Raw genomic sequence first — 16572 nt, 5'->3', positions numbered from 1 at the left:
CGAAGATCAGGCGAATCGATCAAGATGCCAGCTCGCGCTCCAGTGGTGTGCGGAACCTTGGGACCAACCGGACCTCGCCGAACCACTCCCGCAACCGGTCCGCCTCGGCCGCCACCGCCGCGCCGGCCTCGGCGCCGATGTCCTCCAGCAGCCGGTGCACGACCTCGCCGTCGGCGCGCTGGGTCCAGCCGCCGACGATCCGGCCGTCAGCCCAGACCGTTGGCCCGATGTTGCCGTTGCGGTCGAACAGCGCAGGTCCGTGCTCGCCGAGGAACCAGCCGCGCTCGGACCAGCCCATCGGCGTCGGATCGAGCTCGGGCAGCAGCGCGACCCAGGGCCGCGGGGCGGGCACCGGCTCGAGGTCCTCCGGCAGCACCACCCCCGGGGTGCCGTCCAGGTCGACCTCCGCGGGACCGATCTCCGCCAGCACCTTCTTGGTCTGGCCCACCGTCCAGCCGGTCCACCAGCGCAGGTCGCCGACCGGGGCGGGGCCGTAGGCGTGCAGCCAGCGGCGGGCCAGCTCGACCCTGGCCTCGTGTTCGGCCATGCCGGCGAGTCCGCCGGGCAGCCAGCCCGCCATGGGGGACCACTCGTACTGGCTGCTCAGCCAGGACCCGCGTGGGCGGCCGCGCACGATCCGGCCCTCCGCGGCCAGCTGGAACAGCACCCTGCTGGTGATGTTCGGGGTGGCCGCGTAGGGCTTGCCCGGCGACATCAGCAGCTGCTGCCGCAACCTCGGCTCGTCCTCGGCCAGCTGCTGCGCGGTCGCGACGCCCCGGGCCGCCAGCGCCCGCTCGGTGGCCTCGGCCACCTCGGTCAGCCAGGTGTCCGGGTCCGGCACGTTCTCCGGGTAGCCCTGCGTGCCGAGGTGCTGGACCAGGAGCCTGCGCTGCTTGCGCGCGACCTCGGTGGTGCAGGCGGCCTGCACCACCGGGGCGAGCTCGGTGGGCACGACGAACATGGTGCGCCGCATGCCGAGCATCCGCAGCAGCGTGCGGTCGGCGTACAGGGCCCGCTCGGTATGCGCGACCCCGGGCTCGGCCGAGCGGGCGGCGACGGACAGGTGCACCGTGGCCGGGTCGGTGGCGTGCAGCGCGACCATCGCCTCGGCCACCTCCTCGGGCCGCCCCGCGGTCCCGCCGCCTGCCAGCAGGTGCCGCGTGCCGAGCCGGGCCCTGCGCTGCCGTACGTCCATCCGCCGAGTCACCCCTACCTTCTAGCACCCCGCCCCGACACCCAGGCTGAACGTGGCTTTCGGGACGTTGGAAGTCGCGAACGGCACGATTGGGACATTGAGTGCCCTGAACGCCACGTTCACGGCCTTCGCGGCGGGATAAAGGGGTACGTGCTGGGGCGGCGGGGCTCTAGGGTCGGCGGCATGGTGTCGACGAGCCAAGTGGCGGCGTTCGCCGTGCTGACCTTCGTCATGGTGGTGATCCCGGGGCCGAGCGTGCTGTTCGTGGTGAGCAGGGCGCTCGCGGCCGGGCGACGGGCCGCGCTGCTGACCGTGGTCGGCAACGCGACCGGGGTCTACCTGCAGGTCATCGCGGTGGCGCTGGGGCTGGGCGCGGTGGTCGAGCGGTCGGCGACCGCGTTCACCGTGGTGAAACTGGTGGGTGCGGCCTACCTGGTCTACCTCGGGGTGCAGGCGGTCCGGCACCGGCGCGCGCTGGCCGACGCGGTGCACACCGCGGTCACCGCGAGCACCGCCCGGCCACTGCGGGTGATCAGGGACGGGCTCGTGGTGGGCTTCGCCAATCCGAAGTCGATCGTCTTCCTTGCCGCGGTGCTGCCGCAGTTCGTCGACCACACGGCCGGGTCGGTGCCGGTCCAGATGATGCTGCTCGGGATCCTGCTGCCGGCCATCGCGCTGGTGCTGGACGGCAGCTGGGCACTGCTGGCGGGCACGGCGCGCGAGTGGTTCGCCCGCTCCCCGCGCAGGCTCGCGCTGATCGGCGGCACCGGCGGGTTCGTGATGATCGGCCTCGGCGCCAGCCTGGCGGTCACCGGTCGCAAGGACTAAACCCGGCCAGCGGCGGGTTCGGGGTCGGGGTCCGGCTCGGGGGCGTCCCCTGGCTTGCTGAACAGGCGAGTGGCCGACACCCTGGCGGTCTCGTCGGCCTCGCCGAGTTCGTCCAGCTGGCCGCGGATGGTCGCGTCCACCGAGAGGTACTTGCGGCCCGCGCGCAGGTCGGCGTCGTTGCGCAGGCGGATGATCAGCGGGAACTCGCTCAGCGCGCCCGCGTCGAACAGCCCGGTGGTGTAGATCAGCTGCACACCGAGGGCACTGGCCACCACTCGCTGCAGCTCCAGCAGGTAGCCCGCGGATGCGCGGCCGATCGGGTTGTCCAGGAACAGCACGCCGGAATGCCGCAGTTGCCGCTTGCCCCGGTTGTTGGCGCGCAGCGCGGCCAGGGTGCAGTACAGGATGATCGCCGCGGTGAGCTGCTGGCCGCCGGAGAAGACGTCCCTGATCTCCGACACCCGCTGGCGCTCGGTCCGCAGCACCGAGTCCGGCTTCAGCATGTCCACCCGGAAGCCCTTCGGCACCGCGGCGTGCACCCCGCGCAGCAGCAGGGACATCCCGTCCCGCTTCACCTCGCGGCCATCGCCGGTCTTGCCGATCGCCGCCTCGTCGACCACCTCACCGAGTGCGGCGCCCAGGGTGCTGTCGTCCGGATCGGTGAACCGGATTCGCAGGAACTCCTGGCCGGACCAGTCGCCGAGCCCCTCGGGCAGCCGGGACAGCCGCTGCGCCGAGCGCAGCATCCGCAGCGCGCCCTCGACCATCCCCTGCAACCTGGCCACGATCCCGGACCGGTGCCGGTCGATCTGCGCGAGGTCGTCGGTGAGCGTACGCAGCCGGGGGCGCAGCGCGGCGGTCCACTCCCCCGCGCTGGCAGGCAGGCTGTCCCGCTTCACCGAGATGATCTGCTGGCGAACCGGGCTGGTCAGGTGCTCGAACCGCTTCTCGGTGGCGTACTGCGCCAGGGCGTCGGCCGCGGCACGCACCCGCGCCTGCGCCTTCTCCTGCGCCTCCTCCGCGCTGCTCAGCTCGCTGTTCAGCTTGCTGTGCCTGGCCTGCGCCGCGTCCACGTCCCCTGCGAAGACCTCCGCGGGCTCCTCCTCGCCCCTGGGCACCAGGTGCGCAAGGGACTCGGCGAGCACCCGGAAGCCGGAGGCCGCGGACTGCGCGTTGTCCAGCACGTACTCCGCCTCGGCGCGCCGCGCCTGGGCCTGTTCCCATGCCCGTGCCGCCGTGTCGGCCTCCTCGGCCGCGGCCTCGATCAGCTCGACGCCCTGCTCCACTTCGGTCGGCCTGCTCTGCCCGTCCAGCGCGGAGGGGTGTTTCGGCAACTGCTCGAGCTCGGCCCTGCGGGTGGCGACCAGGCCGATCGCCTCGCCCTGCTCGGCTTCCAGCGCGGACACCGCACGCTCGGCCCTGGCCTGCGCGGCCGCCCTGGTGGCGGCGTCGGCCCCGTCCGCGGTCTCCAGCAGCTCGCCAGCGCGCTCCCGGATCTGCGGATCGAGCGCCTCCATGGCCGCCCGCGCCGCGGACTCGGCGGCCTCCGCCTGCTCCAGCTCAGCCCGCAGATCGCTGCCGACCTCGACCTTGGCGTAGGCCTCACTGGCCGAGACGAAGGCGCGGCGCAGCGCGTCCACCGGTTCGGACGGCACCGGGTCCGTGGCGGAGACCGAGCCCCCGCCGGGGACCTCGGCCAGTTCGGCGCGGGCGTTGCTGACGGTGCGGCGGTGCCCGTCGGCGGTGCGCTGTTCCTCCGCGGCCTCGGCGCGCAGCCGCTCCGCCCGTGCGGCGGCTTCCTCGGCGTCGGCCTCGGCGCGCGCGGTGGTTTCCCGTGCCCTGGCCGCGGCGTCGGTCCATTCCGGGATGCGGGCGGCCCGGTCGGCCAGCTCGGCCAGGATGCGGGCCCGCTCCTCGGCCTGCCTGGCCGTGTCCCGGCGCCGCGGCAGCTCCTCGCGCAGGCGCGCCCGCTTCGCGGTCAGCTCCTCGGCCAGCGTGCCGGCCCGCTCCTGCGCCGCCCGTGCCTCGGTGAGCTCGCCCGCCGCGTCCTCGGCTTCCTCGGCCAGCCGCCCCAGCGCGCCGGCCGGGTAGTCCTCCCGCCAGGTGGTGAGCTTCCATTCCAGCGCGGCGTCGGACTCGATCGCCGCTGACAGCGCCTCCAGCTGCTTCTGCCTGCGGGAGTGCCGGGCCGCGATTGCCTCCCGTTCGGCGTCGGCCGCCTCCTCGTCGTACATCGCCGGGTTGGGCGGCACGAGGAACTCAAGGCCCGCCGGGGTCGCGCCGTCCCCGGCCCGCACGGACGCGGTGGTGCCGACCGCGAGCAGCACGCTGGGCAGCAGCTTGGCCTCGGCCAGAGCGGCCTCGGCCCTTGGCAGCGCCGCGGGGTCGTTCAGCAGCACGCCGCCGACCAGGTGCGGGAACCGCTGCAACGCCAGCTCCCGCTCGGATCGATCCAATGTGGACAAATAGCGCCAGCCGGACCAGGCGGGGATCCCGGCCTGTTCCAGCACGTCCAGGACCGACTGCACCTCCGGCGGCGCGGGCAGCAGGCCGCCGCTGCCCAGCGCGCCGAGCGCCCGCTCGTCGACCTGCTCGGCCATGCGCAGCGCCATCCGCTCCCGCTCGGCCTCCGCGCGGGCTTCGCGCAGCCGGGTGAGCAGGGCGGGGGCGTCGGTCTCCGGCCGCACCGAGTCCCCGCCAAGCAGTTCGGCCAGCCGGGGCTGGGCGGCGAGGCTGTCGGTGCGCCGGTGCGCCTTGTCCAGCTCGGCGGAGGCGCGTTCGGCCCGGTCCTGCGCGGTGCTCACCCGGTGCCCGGCCGCCTGCGCTGCGGCCTGCGCCTCGGCCAGCTCCTCACCGAGACCTTCCAGCTCGGTCTCCCCCGCGGCGGCCTCCCTTGCCATGGTCTCCGCCTCGGTGCGGGCCCGCTGGGCGGCGGTGGCGACCTCGGTGTCCTCGGCGAGCAGGCCGTCCCGTACGTGGGTGCGGATCTCGGACCTGATCTCCTCCAGCCGTTCGGTGAGCTGCGCGGCACCGGCCCGCTGGGTGGCGGCGGTGGAGGTCGCCTCGTCCCTGGTCGACTGCGCGGCGGCAGCCTCGGCATGCGCGGCGGCCGCCCGCTCCTGCGCGGCCCCGGCCTGCTCCTCGGCCTGCGCCGCCAGCGCCAGCAGCCCACGGGCCAGCGCGGTGGCCGCCGCGTTCTTGGCCTCCAGCGCGGGTTTCGCGGTCTGTTCCCGTTCCCCGACCAGTTCCCGGATGTCCGCCGCCCTGCGCACGGCGTTCAGCTGGCCGAGCACGGTCTCGGTCTCCCGCCATGCCCGCGCACTCGTCCGGGCCTGCGCCAGCTCGGTGTCCAGGTTCTCCTTGGTCCGCACGGCCTCGGCCAGCCGCAGTTCGGCAACCGCCCGGCGCAGTTCCGCGACCACAGCGGCCTGCCTGCGGTGATCGCCCTCGGCGAGCTTCTCCGCCGTCCTGGCCTCGTCCACATGTGCGCGCAGCCCGTCCAGCCGCTCGGCCTCGATCCGGTGCCGCGCGGCGACCGAGGCGGCGAAGGACTGCGCCGCCGAACGGGCGGTCGCCGCCAGCTTCCTTGAGGCCGCGGCCAGCGACTCCTCCTCGGACAGCGGCTCGAGCAGTTCCAGTGCCCCGGCGACGAAATCGCGCTCGGCGAGCAGTTCCCCGCGCTGGCTGAGGTTATCCGCGTAGCTGCGCAGCACCTCGGCCAGGTCGCGCGGGTCGTCCTCGGAGATCACGGCCTTCAGCAGGAAGTCGACGAAGGCGCCGTCGGTGCCGAACGCGAAGGCGTCGGCGGCCTCGCCCTCCCCCGCGTTCATCGCGCGCTGGTACCGGAACAGCTCGGTGTCCAGGCCGAGCAGGTCCAGCTTCTCGGTCCATTCGTGGTGCCTGCGGGTCCAGAACAGCTCCAGCTCCGGTTCCGCGCGGTGCCCCTCGTCCAGCTTCTCCTGGAAGGCGGACATGGTCAGCAGCCTGCCGTCCTCGGTCAGCGGCAGGGACTCCAGGTCCAGGGAGGTGCTCGGCCGGAAGCAGAACCAGGCGTCGGCGAGGTTGGCCGGGTCGGCGGAGACCACGTGCCCGCGCCATTCCGAGACCTTGCCGGTGATCAGCCTGCGGCCGGTCTCGGTGTGCTGCCACTCCAGCACCACATGCGAGACGTCCTTGGCGCCGACGAACTTCTCCAGCACCCGGGTGCTGGTGGTACCGACCACCTGCCTACGGCCGGGCAGCATCACCGAGAAGATCAGCTTGATCAGGACGGACTTCCCGCCACCGTTCTCAAGGAACAGCACGCTGGCCGGGGAGGGACGCCGGGGGAGGCCCTGTTCCGCGGCGTGGATCCCGGCACTGAACAGCGCGTCCTGGGTCGGTGCCCGCACCACCGGGCCGACCCCGCTGAGGTCGAGCACCACATCCTGGTACCGCGCGCCGGCCGGGCCGACGGAATGCAGCCGGACCCGGGAAAGCTCGTACATCGATCCCCTACCCCTACAGAGTCTCCGAAATGGTGGGCCGCAGGGTGCCGCCCGTCTCGCCGACCGAGACCACGCCGAGGTCGAGCAGTTCCGTGAAGGCGCTGTCCGCGGCCAGTTCCCGCACCTGCACCTGGTAGCGCGGGGTGGTGCGGTAGGTGCCGCCCTGCTCGGCGTTGACCTGCACCAGGAAGCCCTGCTCGGCGAGGAACCGCAGGGCGCGCGAGACCATCCCGCGGGTGGTGTCCGCGGCCAGCCTGCCGTCCTTCGTCGCGGCCGCGGCCGGCCTGCGCGCATAGGCCCGCCACGCCTGCTCCAGCTCGGGGGCGTCGGCGAGCGGGTCGTTGTTCGCCTCGGCCTTGGCCGCCCGTTCGTCCAGGATGCGGCAGGCCTCCCGCACCACCGAGTCGACCTGCTCCACGCTGACCCGCCCGATGTAGGTGTCGTTGGCGAGGTCATCCGGGCGGGGGAAGCCGAGGGCCGCGGTGGCAAGGTGCACCAGCCCGTGCAGCACCTTCTCGGTCTCCCTGCGCTCGCGGATCTTGCTCTGCCGGGCGTAGCTGTCCATCTTGATCTCGAAGACGGACTCGTCGGTCGCCGCCAGCACCGCACCCGCCTGCGTGCTGACATCGAGCACCATCAGGCCGAGCCCGGCCGCGACGGAATGCGTGAGCTGCTTGAACGCGCTGTCCTCGGCGTAGCGGCGGACCAGGTCGGCATAGGTCACGTCCCGCGAGGGCAGCTGCTTGGGCCGCATGCCGAAGGAGATCAGCCGCGCGGCCGCCTCCACGTCGACGTTCTTCACGCCGGTGCCACCTCCTCGTCGGTCTCGCCGGTCTCCCCGGCCCCACCGGTCTCCCCGGGCCCGTCCCCTGCCCGGTCGATCCGGGCCGAGACCAGCAGCAGGTCCGCCCCGCCGAACCGTTCGTCGGCCAGCGGCACGCCGTCGTCCACCGCCAGCAGCGCCCGCTCCTCCCCCTGCCGGACCGCGGCACCCACCTCGGGGCTGTAGGCATGCAGGGCCCGCAGCGCCACCAGGGTGGCCAGTTCGGGGTCGATCTCCCTGGCCTCGGCGAGCAACCCGGACAGCCGTCGCGGCACCTCGGGCAGGTGCAGCAGTTCGTCGGCCTGGCGCCACTGCTCGTCGCTGTAGTAGTCCACCGACTCCGCGGGCAGCAGCTCCGGCTCCGGCACCTCGCCGATCAGCTTGTCCCGCTCCGGGGCGGGCCGCAACAGCAGGGACACCAGTGCCGGCAGCGCGGGCACGGTCGGCACGGCCAGCCCGGAGGCCCCGTGGAAGAAGCACTCCACCGGGCGCACCGCCTCGGCCACCGGCAGTTCCAAGCTGGGAACCAGCACCTGCCCGAACAGGTCCACCGTGGCCTTGCGCGGCGGGCCGGAGAACTGCTGGCGGTCCTGCTCGGCCCGGAAGGTGGCCCCGGCGGCCTGCAACCGGGACTGCAGCCGGGTGTGCCTGCTGATGCAGTCGGCGACGATATCAACCAGCTCGGCGGCCCGCCGCTTGTGATCGGCGTCCTCGGCCTCGTCCCTGGCCGCGGTGATGTTGCGCAGGATGGCGTTCTCCGCCCGGAACCGGGACTCGATATGGGACAGCGCCGAGTCCAGTAGCTCGGGCATCTCCTGGTCCCAGTCCACGGCGCGCACGTCGCGGCGGGTCGCGTCCAGTTTCGCGCGCAGGGTCTCGCCGTACTGCACGGTGCGGTAGCGCGCCTGCTCGGCGGCCAGCTTGGCATCCGCCAGCCTGCCCCTGCTGATCAGGTTCTCCAGCTTGATCTCGGCGGCGATCTGCGCGGACTCGACATCGGTGTCCAGCGCGCCGACCAGCACGTTGATCGCCTCGTCGCTGGCCCGCAGATACACCTCGCCGTCCGGGGCGACCAGTTCGACCAGCAGCTTGAAGTCGAAGGCCCGGCGCTGGTAGGCACCGTCCACGCCGACGCTGCCGTACACCCGGCGGAAGCCACGGTCCGCGGTACCCACGTTGATCAGGTTGTCCAGCACCCAGCGGGCCACCCGCAGGTGCTCCTCAGGGTGCCGGTGCGGGGCCTGCGCGGCGATGAAAGGTTGCAGCCGGTTGATCACCTGCTGGTGGTCGGCTCCGGTGTCGAAGTCCATCGCGATGGTGACCTGGTCGATCGTGTGCAGCGCGATCTCGGCCATCTGGTAAACCGTGGCGTCGGCCCAGTCCAGCTTGGCCTTGCGCGCGTCCAGGTCGTGCAGCGGGGCGGTGCAGGCCAGCGCCTTGAGCCTGCGGGCGAGCCCCTCGTCCACGCCCCCCGGGCTGATCGGCCCTTCGCCGGATTCACCATCACGCACAAGGCGCAACGTTAAGCCGTGATTCGGCGCTCCCGCACCTCGGGGGCCGGGGTGCGGGAGCGCCTGGTCACCGGGTCAGCCGGTGACCAGGGTCAGGTTGTAGGCGGACAGGATGGGCCGCACCGGCTGGAAGAAGCAGGTCCGGCTGTCCCCTCCGGAGACCACGCCCTGGGCCTGCCCGTTGGAGATGAACGCGCCGCCGGAGTCACCGGGCCTGCAGAGCGCATTGGTGGCGGTGAGCCCGCGGACCGCGCCCTGCGGGTAGCGCACGGTCTGGTTCTTCTGCCCGATGGTGCCCCTGGTCACGCCGGTCGTGGAACCGGACTTGGTGACGCCGGCACCGGTCGCAGCCTCCCGCGAGCCTGCAACCCTGCCCACGCCGGTGACCGACCCGACCGGGGTCCAGTTGCTGTTGGTCCGCACCCAGGCGTAGTCGGCTCCGGGGAAGCGGGAGCCGCCCCACTGTCCGAGCGGCCTGCCGTCCTTGGTCAGCGAGCCGCCGCCGGTCTCGGTCTCGCAGTGTCCCGCGGTGACGAACCCGCCGCGCACGGAGAAGCCGACCGAGCACCGCGAGTTGCCGGGGTGGTAGGCCTCGCCGCCCTGGATGTCGGCGTAGAGCCGGGGAACCTCGGCGGACTCCTGGATCCGCACGTCCGTGATGCCGACCGAGGCGGCCAGGTCACGGGCCTGCTCGGCGGATCCGGGCAGCACGGTCATGTTGACCGCGTTGTGCCGGACGTCCACACCCCATCGGGTGATCGACTTCGGCGCGGTCCGTTCCACCGCGTCCAGTTTGTCCACCATCGTGTCCAGTTCGGCTGCGCTGTGCCGGACGAGCCGCGGTTCGGCGCCGGTCCTGGTCACCTCGTCGAACTCGTCCCGGTCGGTCACGCCGACGACCAGGTCACCGTCGCCCGCGTCGAGCCACGCGCCGCCGAAGCTCGCGCCCAGGGCCGAGCTCAGCGACTCGACCCCGGGGGCCGCGGCCGGCTGGGTGTCCGCGGCGGCGACCGAGGTGCTCAGCGGGACCAGCGCGGCCGCCGTCAGCAGGCTCGCCGCGGCGAGCAGGGCGGAATTCTTGAATGCCACTTGGCGATCTCCTTCTCGCAGGGGAATTCGCGTCGCGAGGGACAGACGCGAATAGTGATGACGAAGACGGAGTGACCGGCCAAACCACCGGGAGATTAACGAGAAACGTCTACGGCATACAAGACGCATGGCACCGTTCGCCGACGAAAGTACTGGGAAATAAACAGCTGAACCGGAAATGTGAACGCGGATATCAAGCTATTTCTGCCCTGCGGGTCCGCGACGTCCTGGGAGCACCCTGCCGAGGGTGCTGAGCAGCAGCCACAGTACGGCGGCGAAGCACGGCAGCCAGCACAATCTGGCGAGCACCCACGCCCCGCCGGTGGGCACCCCATGCAGCCCGGGCAGCGTGCCGAACACGGCGCCGAGCAGTACCACCGCGGTGAGCGCGCTCTGGTGCAGCAGGAAGATCGGCAACGCCCGCGTGTTCACCCAGCCGACGAGGCCGCCCGCCGCCCTGGCGAACCGGCGCAGCAGCGGGGCGGCCAGCAGCACGGCCCCCACCTGGGCCAGCGCGAGCGCCAGCGCGAACGGTGAGGGTGGGGCCAGGTTCGACCGGGCCTCGCCGGTGCCGCCGACCGCGGAGACCGGGTAGCCGAACACCAGCACCGCGAGCGCACCGCCGGCCACCCCGAGCGCGAGCAGCGCGGTGGCGGCCGCCGGGCCGGGCAGGCCGCGCCCGGCCGCGGCCACCCCGAGTTGCCACGGGGTCCACCACACCAGCAGCACGGTCGCCTGGCCGAGTACGGCCGGGGCGCCCGCGGCCGTCGCCAGCTCCACCAGCAGCGCCAGCCCGGCGGGTACAGCCGCGGCGAGCAGGCCCAGCCGCCGGTGCAGCGCCAGCGCGATATCGGCGCACGCCAGCAGCACCACGTAGACGGCGAGGAACCACAGCGGACTGGTGACCAGGTGGACCACGGTGCCCGCGGCGCCGGCGCCGAGCCCGGAGGGCAACAGCACGCCCAGCACCGCGGCCCAGGCGAGCAACACCAGCAGGATGGCCTGGAGTAGCCGGGACACCCGGGCCGCCCACCAGGCAGGCAGCCGCTCCCCGCGCCGGCGGGACCTGGCCCTGCTGACCGCGGCGCCGAACCCGCCCGCGAAGAAGAACAGCCCCAGGGTCTGCAGCAGCCAGCTCAGCGGGGCGAGCTCGGGCAGGTAGCGCAGTGGGCTGTCCAGGCGCAGCCCGGACGGCAGGCCGTCCCCTACCGGGATCGCTGCGGTGACCAGCCAGTGGCCCAGCACCACCCCGGTGATCGCCACGGCCCGCACCAGATCGACCAGCGGCTCCCGCGCCGGTCTCCCACCGTCACTCATCCCAGCTCGGCCCGCCCCGCCTGCGCACCGAGTGGTCAGACCTCCTCTTCGAGCATCTCGGCGGTGACGGCGGACTCGGTGTCCGGGATGCCCTGCTCCTTGGCCTTCTTGTCGGCCATGGCGAGCAGCCTGCGGATCCGGCCCGCGACGGCGTCCTTGGTCATCGGCGGGTCGGACAGCTGGCCGAGTTCCTCCAGCGAGGCCTGCCGGTTGGACAGCCGGAGCTTGCCCGCGGCGAGCAGGTGCTCTGGCGCGGAGTCGCTGAGGATCTCCATCGCGCGCTCCACCCTGGCCGCCGCGGCCACGGCCGCCCGCGCGGACCGGCGCAGGTTGGCGTCGTCGAAGTTGGCCAGCCGGTTGGCCGTCGCCCGCACCTCGCGCCGCATCCGGCGTTCCTCCCAGGTGAGCACGCTCTCGTGCGCCCCGAGCCGGGTGAGCAGGGCGCCGATGGCGTCCCCGTCCCGGACCACCACCCGGTCGGCGCCGCGCACCTCGCGGGATTTCGCCTGGATGCCGAGCCTGCGGGCGGCGCCCACCAGCGCCAGCGCGGCCTCCGGCCCCGGGCAGGTGACCTCCAGCGAGGAGGAGCGGCCCGGCTCGGTGAGCGAACCATGCGCAAGGAACGCGCCGCGCCAGGCCGCCTCGGCGTCGGCGATCCCGCCGGAGACCACCGCGGCCGGCAGGCCACGCACCGGCCTGCCGCGCTGGTCGATCAGGCCGGTCTGCCTGGCCAGTCCTTCGCCGTCCTTGACCACCCGGACCACATACCGGGTCCCCTTGCGCAGCCCCCCGCTGGACGAGATGACATGCACATCGGAATGGTGGCCGTAGAGTTCGTGGATCTCCTTGCGCAGCCTGCGGGCCACCGAGCCGGTGTCCAGTTCCGCCTCGACCACGACCCTGCCGCCCACGATGTGCAGGCCACCGGCGAACCGCAGCATCGAGGCCACCTCGGAGCGACGCGGGCCGATCTTGGTGAACTCCAGCCTGCTCAGCTCGTCCTTGACCTCCGCGGTCATCGCCATGTATCCCCTCCTCCTCACTGGTCTCGGGCAAGGCCGAGAGCCTCTCGCACACAACTCGCCAGCGCATCCGGATCGTGCCGACCAGCCACCCCCTGGTCGGCGATGTCAGCCAGATGCGCGCGCCCGCCCAATCCGACCGCCGCGTGCCGCAGCCGAGCCGGTGTGGGCACCGAGTCCTTGTCCGCGATCACCGCGTCGACTCGGAGCCGGGGAGCGTGTTCGAAGAGTACGTCCAAGTGCCGTTCCGGGGAGAACCCAGCCGTCTCACCCGGTTGGGGGATTAGATTGAGCACGACCACCTTGGTGGCCGTCGTGCGGACCAGCGCGTCGTGCAGGTCCGGCAGCAGCAGGTGCGGAAGAACACTGGTGAACCAGGAACCCGGACCGAGAAAGACCACGTCGGCGTCCAGTACCGCCCGCACGGCCTGCGGCGCCGCCGCGGGCGGGTGGTCAGGGTGCTCGGGGTTGTGCAGGGTGATCCGGCGGACCTGCCCCGGGGTGCTGGCCACCGCGACCTGGCCGCGGATCCGGCTCACCCCGCCGTTGTCCAGCCCGGTGACCTCCGCCTCGATCTCCAGCGGCTCCACACTCATCGGCAGCACCCTGCCGGAGACACCGACCAGCCGCGCCGCCTCGTCCAGCGCGGCCACCGGATCGCCGAGCACCTCGAACAACCCGGCGAGCAACAGGTTGCCCACCGCATGCCCGGCCAGCGCGCCATCACCGCCGAAACGGTGCTGGAACACCTCCGACCACAGCCCGCCACCATCCTCCGCCGCGGCCAGCGCGGACAGCGCCTGCCGCAGGTCGCCGGGCGGCAGCAGGCCGAGCTCCCGGCGCAGCCTGCCGGAGGAACCGCCGTCGTCGGCCACCGTGACCACCGCCGTCACATCGGAGGTGATCCGCCGCAGCGCGCTCAGCGTGGCGTGCAGGCCGTGGCCGCCGCCGAGGGCTACCGCGCGCAAGGGTGTCGTTGTCGTGCTCGCTCACTCCCGACCAAGGTCCCGATGCACCACCTTGACCGCCATACCGTCCTCATTGGACATCCGACGGGCCAGCTCCTCGGAGATCGCCACGCTGCGGTGTTTTCCGCCGGTGCAACCGACGGCGAGCGTCAGGTATCGCTTGCCCTCACGCTTGTAGCCGGCGCCGATCAACCGGAGCAGCTCATGGTAGCGCTCCAGGAACTCCTCGGCCCCCTCCTGGGTCAGCACGTAGTTGCGCACATCGCCGTCCAGCCCGGTGTGCTCGCGCAGTTCCGGGATCCAGAACGGGTTGGGCAGGAAACGTACGTCCATCACCAGATCGGCGTCCATCGGAAGGCCGTACTTGTACCCGAAGGAGAGCACGGTGACCCGGGTCTGCGTGCTGGCCTCGGAGCCGAAGGCGTCCTCGATCTTGGCCCGCAGCTGGTGCACCGACAGCGCGGAGGTCTCCAGTACCAGGTCGGCCTCCTCGCGCAGCGGCGCCAGCAGCGCGCGCTCGGCGGTGATCCCGTCGGAGAGCCTGCCGTCGCCCTGCATCGGGTGGCCCCGGCGGACCTGCTCGAACCGGCGCACCAGCACGGCGTCGGTCGCCTCAAGGAACAGCACCCTCGGCTTGTAGCCGCGGGCGTCCAGGTCCTTGATCACCGAGGCGAGGTCGTCGGTGAACGCCCGCGACCGCACGTCCATCACCACCGCGACCTTGGTGATCGCGCCCTGCGCCTGCGCGCCGAGCTCGACCATGGTGGAGATCAGCTCCGGCGGCAGGTTGTCCACCACGAACCAGCCGAGATCCTCGAGGCATTTGGCCGCGGTACTGCGCCCGGCCCCGGAGAGGCCGCTGACCACGGCCACCTCCATGCCCGAGGCCTTACCCTGTCCGGCCCCCTCACCCGTTGTCACGTTCCGCCTTCCCCTTCTGTGCCCGTTGTGTTCTCGCCGGTCAGCGCGGCATGCACCACCTCGGCGGTGCGCTTGCCGAAGCCCGGCACCGCCGCGATCTCGTCCACACTGGCCTGCTTGAGTTTCTTCACCGAACCGAAATGCTTGATCAGCGCCGTCTTGCGCGCCTGGCCGAGCCCAGGAACCCCGTCCAGCGCCGAGGACTGCAGCCGCTTGGACCGCTTCTCCCTGTGGTACCGCACGGCGAACCGGTGCGCCTCATCGCGCACCCGCTGCAGCAGGTACAGCGCGTCCGAGGTGCGTGGCAGGATCACCGGATCGGGGTCGGCAGGCAGCCACACCTCCTCCAGCCGCTTGGCCAGGCCGACCACGGCGACATCGGTGATACCGAGCTCGGCCAGCACATCCGCGGCGGCGGTGGCCTGCGGGCCCGCGCCGTCCACCACCAGCAGGTTGGGTGGATAGGCGAACTTCCGCGGCCTGCCGGTCTCCGGGTCGATGCCGGGCCGGGCCTCGTCCTCCTGGGGCTGCTGCTCCCCTTCGCCGCCTGCGGTTTCCTTGAGGTAGCGGGAGAACCGGCGGCGCACCACCTCGGCGATCGAGGCGACGTCGCCCTCCTGCGCGGCCTCCCGCAGGGCGAACCGCTTGTATTCGGACTTGCGCGGTACCCCGTCCTCGAACACCACCAGCGAGGCGACCACGTCGCTGCCCGCGATATGGCTGATGTCCACGCATTCGATCCGCAGCGGGGCGCTGTCCAGCCCGAGGTGTTCCTGTAGCTCCGACAGCGCGGCCGAGCGGGCGGTGAGGTCACCGGCCCGGCGCAGCTTGTGCTGGGCGAAGGCGTCGGAGGCGTTGCGGGCCACAGTGTCGGCGAGCGTCCGCTTGTCCCCGCGTTGCGGTACCCGCAGCCGCACCCGGGATCCGCGCAGTCCGGTGAGCCATTCGGTCACCGCCTCGGCGTCCGGCGGCAGCTCGGGAACGAGTACTTCCCGGGGCACCGGGGAGGTGGTGTCCGGGGCCTCGGCGGCGAGCTCGGCCTGCTCCCCGTAGAACTGGGCGAGGAACTGCCCGACCAGCGCGGGCACGTCCATCTCCTCGGCCTTGTCGATCACCCAGCCCCGCTGGCCGCGGACCCGGCCGCCGCGCACGTGGAAGACCTGGACTGCGGCCTCCAGCTCGTCGTGCGCGAAGGCGACCACATCGGCGTCGGTGCCGTCGCCGAGCACCACGGCCTGTTTCTCCATCGCCCTGCGCAGCGCGCCGAGGTCGTCGCGCAGCCTGGCCGCCTTCTCGAACTCCAGGTCCTCGGATGCCTGCGCCATCTCCTGTTCCAGCCTGCGCACCATGACGTCGGTGCGCCCGGCGAGAAAGTCGCAGAAGTCCTCGACGATCCCCCGGTGCTGCTCGGCCGAGACGGTGCCGACGCAGGGCGCCGAGCACTTGCCGATGTAGCCGAGCAGACAGGGCCTGCCGATCTGGCCGTGCCTGCGGAACACCCCGTTGGAACAGGTGCGCGCGGGGAACACGCGCAGCAGCAGGTCCAGGGTCTCCCGGATGGCCCAGGCGTGCGCATAGGGGCCGAAGTAGCGCACGCCCTTCTTCCGCGGCCCGCGGTAGACGTGCAGCCGTGGGAACTCCTCGTGCAGGGTGACCGCGAGCACGGGGTAGCTCTTGTCGTCCCGGTAGCGGACGTTGAACCGGGGGTCGAACTCCTTGATCCAGTTGTACTCCAGCTGGAGGGCCTCGACCTCGGTGCCCACCACCGTCCACTCCACGCTCGCGGCGGTGGTGACCATCTGCCTGGTGCGCGGGTGCAGCCCGGCGAGGTCGGCGAAGTAGGAGTTCAGCCTGCTCCGCAGGCTTTTGGCCTTGCCGACGTAGATGACCCGCTTGGTCTCGTCACGGAACTTGTACACCCCGGGCGCGTCCGGGATGCTCCCTGGCGATGGGCGGTAGGTCGACGGGTCAGCCACGGTCCCAGCCTATGGCTCACCCCTGACAGCACTGCGCGGCCCCGGGGCGTCAGCGGGCGAGTTGGTCCTCGGCCCAGCGGCGGCCGAACCCGGCCAGCACCTCCGGTGACCAGCGGCCCTCGATCGGCACGTCCCGCCAGAGCAGGATGCGCGGACCGGCCAGCGTGCCGTGGCTGATCCGCACGGTGCGGGTGCCCTCGAGCCACTGGAACACGAAGTGCGCGTACATGAACGCCAGCACCGCCCTGCCCTCGGCGTCGGCCAGCCGCACCGGCCCCTCCCTCGGGTAGGGCACCAGGTAGACCGGCTCGGTCCGGCCGTTGCGGTAGGTGAACGTCGCGGGCACCACATCGGGCGCGATGACGGTGGGCCGCATCGCCTCAGTCCTCGACGATGGTGATCGTGCCGGTCCCGCCACAGGCCGCGCAGCCGCGG

Annotated in this window: 12 protein-coding genes; 1 reads left to right on the top strand and 11 read right to left on the bottom strand. The window is 72.5% G+C overall.

What is annotated here, in order from left to right:
- Positions 1-19: 19 nt before the first annotated feature.
- Positions 20-1195, bottom strand: coding sequence for a winged helix DNA-binding domain-containing protein (locus KOI47_RS14345; RefSeq protein WP_408629909.1), 1176 nt, complete (start codon positions 1193-1195; stop codon positions 20-22).
- Between the two features lie 183 nt (positions 1196-1378).
- Here KOI47_RS14345 and KOI47_RS14340 point away from each other — a divergent pair, with 183 nt between their 5' ends.
- Positions 1379-2023 (top strand): LysE family translocator, encoded by a 645-nt coding sequence (locus tag KOI47_RS14340; protein WP_216216450.1) that lies wholly within the window; start codon positions 1379-1381, stop codon positions 2021-2023.
- Here KOI47_RS14340 and KOI47_RS14335 read toward each other — a convergent pair.
- The 10 genes from KOI47_RS14335 to KOI47_RS35560 all read right to left on the bottom strand — a co-directional run bounded on the left by KOI47_RS14335 (position 2020) and on the right by KOI47_RS35560 (position 16513).
- Positions 2020-6510 (bottom strand): hypothetical protein, encoded by a 4491-nt coding sequence (locus tag KOI47_RS14335; RefSeq protein ID WP_216216449.1) that lies wholly within the window; start codon positions 6508-6510, stop codon positions 2020-2022. The two genes, KOI47_RS14340 and KOI47_RS14335, sit on opposite strands and share 4 nt — an antisense overlap.
- Before the next feature lie 13 nt (positions 6511-6523).
- Positions 6524-7264 carry a hypothetical protein gene (locus KOI47_RS14330; RefSeq protein WP_216217311.1) on the bottom strand — a complete coding sequence of 247 codons (741 nt, stop codon included), beginning with the start codon at positions 7262-7264 and terminating at the stop codon, positions 6524-6526.
- 44 nt (positions 7265-7308) lie between these two features.
- Positions 7309-8844: a hypothetical protein gene (locus KOI47_RS14325; protein WP_216216448.1), complete on the bottom strand. Its 1536-nt coding sequence runs from the start codon at positions 8842-8844 to the stop codon at positions 7309-7311.
- A 75-nt stretch (positions 8845-8919) separates the two neighbouring features.
- A complete protein-coding gene (locus KOI47_RS14320; protein ID WP_232376737.1) occupies positions 8920-9933 on the bottom strand; it encodes a S1 family peptidase in 1014 nt (337 codons plus the stop codon).
- 198 nt (positions 9934-10131) lie between these two features.
- Positions 10132-11250, bottom strand: a complete 1119-nt coding sequence (locus tag KOI47_RS14315; protein WP_216216446.1) for an acyltransferase family protein — start codon at positions 11248-11250, stop codon at positions 10132-10134.
- Between the two features lie 35 nt (positions 11251-11285).
- On the bottom strand, positions 11286-12275 hold the full coding sequence (gene whiA / locus KOI47_RS14310) for a DNA-binding protein WhiA (protein WP_216216445.1): 990 nt from the start codon (positions 12273-12275) through the stop codon (positions 11286-11288).
- 14 nt (positions 12276-12289) lie between these two features.
- On the bottom strand, positions 12290-13240 hold the full coding sequence (locus KOI47_RS14305; protein ID WP_216216444.1) for a gluconeogenesis factor YvcK family protein: 951 nt from the start codon (positions 13238-13240) through the stop codon (positions 12290-12292).
- A gap of 21 nt (positions 13241-13261) precedes the next feature.
- On the bottom strand, positions 13262-14119 hold the full coding sequence (rapZ, locus tag KOI47_RS14300) for an RNase adapter RapZ (protein WP_216217310.1): 858 nt from the start codon (positions 14117-14119) through the stop codon (positions 13262-13264).
- A gap of 38 nt (positions 14120-14157) precedes the next feature.
- Entirely contained in the window at positions 14158-16137 is a 1980-nt protein-coding gene (uvrC, locus tag KOI47_RS14295) for an excinuclease ABC subunit UvrC (RefSeq protein WP_216216443.1), read from the bottom strand.
- A 49-nt stretch (positions 16138-16186) separates the two neighbouring features.
- The gene (locus tag KOI47_RS35560) at positions 16187-16513 is read right to left on the bottom strand and encodes a hypothetical protein (protein ID WP_232376736.1); all 327 of its coding nucleotides are present in this window, start codon (positions 16511-16513) and stop codon (positions 16187-16189) included.
- Between the last annotated feature and the right edge of the window lie 59 nt (positions 16514-16572).

Source organism: Amycolatopsis aidingensis (assembly GCF_018885265.1).
GTDB classification, from domain to species: domain Bacteria; phylum Actinomycetota; class Actinomycetes; order Mycobacteriales; family Pseudonocardiaceae; genus Amycolatopsis; species Amycolatopsis aidingensis.
Note: the sequence above shows the minus strand (reverse complement) of the source record. Positions and strands in the feature narration are given on the sequence as shown.

What these genes read in the sequence shown, in the direction of transcription:
- KOI47_RS14345 (WP_408629909.1), bottom strand. Translation starts at nt 1,195, where the DNA reads ATGGACGTACGGCAGCGCAGGGCCCGGCTCGGCACGCGGCACCTGCTG.
- KOI47_RS14340 (WP_216216450.1), top strand. Translation starts at nt 1,379, where the DNA reads ATGGTGTCGACGAGCCAAGTGGCGGCGTTCGCCGTGCTGACCTTCGTC.
- KOI47_RS14335 (WP_216216449.1), bottom strand. Translation starts at nt 6,510, where the DNA reads ATGTACGAGCTTTCCCGGGTCCGGCTGCATTCCGTCGGCCCGGCCGGC.
- KOI47_RS14330 (WP_216217311.1), bottom strand. Translation starts at nt 7,264, where the DNA reads ATGCGGCCCAAGCAGCTGCCCTCGCGGGACGTGACCTATGCCGACCTG.
- KOI47_RS14315 (WP_216216446.1), bottom strand. Translation starts at nt 11,250, where the DNA reads ATGAGTGACGGTGGGAGACCGGCGCGGGAGCCGCTGGTCGATCTGGTG.
- whiA (WP_216216445.1), bottom strand. Translation starts at nt 12,275, where the DNA reads ATGGCGATGACCGCGGAGGTCAAGGACGAGCTGAGCAGGCTGGAGTTC.
- rapZ (WP_216217310.1), bottom strand. Translation starts at nt 14,119, where the DNA reads ATGGAGGTGGCCGTGGTCAGCGGCCTCTCCGGGGCCGGGCGCAGTACC.
- KOI47_RS35560 (WP_232376736.1), bottom strand. Translation starts at nt 16,513, where the DNA reads ATGCGGCCCACCGTCATCGCGCCCGATGTGGTGCCCGCGACGTTCACC.